2 protein-coding genes are annotated in these 1,188 nt (G+C 48.1%); both read right to left on the reverse strand.

The genetic code is table 11. The annotated features are described in order from the left end of the window. Nucleotides 1-517: ATP-binding protein (locus tag BUA75_RS15390; RefSeq protein ID WP_072875528.1), on the reverse strand; the 517-nt coding region annotated here is incomplete at its 3' end. Then, the coding region (locus tag BUA75_RS15395; protein ID WP_129583703.1) for a Mu transposase domain-containing protein at nt 514-1,188 on the reverse strand (675 nt) is incomplete at its 5' end. The genes BUA75_RS15390 and BUA75_RS15395, both read right to left, overlap by 4 nt.

A 1,188-nucleotide genomic window follows, 5' to 3' on the forward strand; every position in this document is an offset into this window, starting at 1 on the left:
GGTAACCAATTTCATCAATCACGAGTAAATCCGGCTTAATAAATGCTTTCATCTTCTGCTGCACACTGTTGCTCTGGTGAGCTTGTTGCAACGTCTGTACCAAGTCATGTGCTGTGATGAAATAGACCGTATAGCGCTGCGCAATGGCCTCTAGCGCGAGTGCCACAGATAGGTGCGACTTACCGACACCTGGCGGACCCAGGAAAATGAGATTCTCCTGGTGAGCCACGAATCGTAATGTGGCCAAATCCCGAATCCGTTTTTCATCAATGGACGGCTGGAATGTAAAGTCAAAGTCCGCCAGTGTTTTGTGGAATGGCAGGTGAGCCATACGTGTCTTGGTTTGGATGTATCGGTCGTGTTTGGCTATCATTTCTTCCTGCAACAAATTGTCTAGAAATTCTACATAGGATATATTGTGTTTAGACGCTTGTTCTGCATGAAGATGGAGAATCTCAGAGATTCGGACGAGTCCGAGCTGCTTCAATGTCGCTTGCAGACGTTCTTCCACAATCACGAGATCCCCTCCTCATTCAGAAACTGCTCATACACAGACAGTGGGCGTTGAACCACTTCGGGCGTTGGATTCGAGACCAGGCGAGGCGTGGGTTGGGGAACCTTGTTCTGACTCGCTGTTCGAATCCCCTCGAAGTGTTTTTTATTGGTGAGTACTTGGTATCGTCCCGTCGACTTTGGGTGATCTGCAATCAGCGTTCCTTCACTGTAAAAACGCAACATGCCGTTTTTGTCATCCTGAATCTGAATATTCTGCCCAACGTATCGATAGGGCACTGAGTATCGATTCGTTTGGTACGAAACCAATGCATCTGCTGGGACTTTTCGTGAATAACGCTCTACGGATTCAAATGGTGTTACATTGAAGTGTTTGAGATGCTCATCCTTCCAACGCACCACAGGCTGCTCATGGGTTGTGCCATGAATACGGACATTGGCCACTGTGTCCATCCACACTCGAGCGCGCAGATTCAAATCATATAAGCTGGTGAATTCTCGAATACGCGGCCAAAAGTTCTTTCGTACGTATCCAACGCCATTTTCAATTTTGCCTTTCGTACGGGGGCGATGTGGCTGACAGCGTCGGATTGCAAAGCCATGATGTGCAGCGAAGTTGGCAAATCGTTCATTCCAAATCGCCTCTCCTTGCTCGTCCTGACCAACGACCACTGT

The organism is Alicyclobacillus tolerans (assembly GCF_900142255.1).
Classification (GTDB): domain Bacteria; phylum Bacillota; class Bacilli; order Alicyclobacillales; family Alicyclobacillaceae; genus Alicyclobacillus_I; species Alicyclobacillus_I tolerans.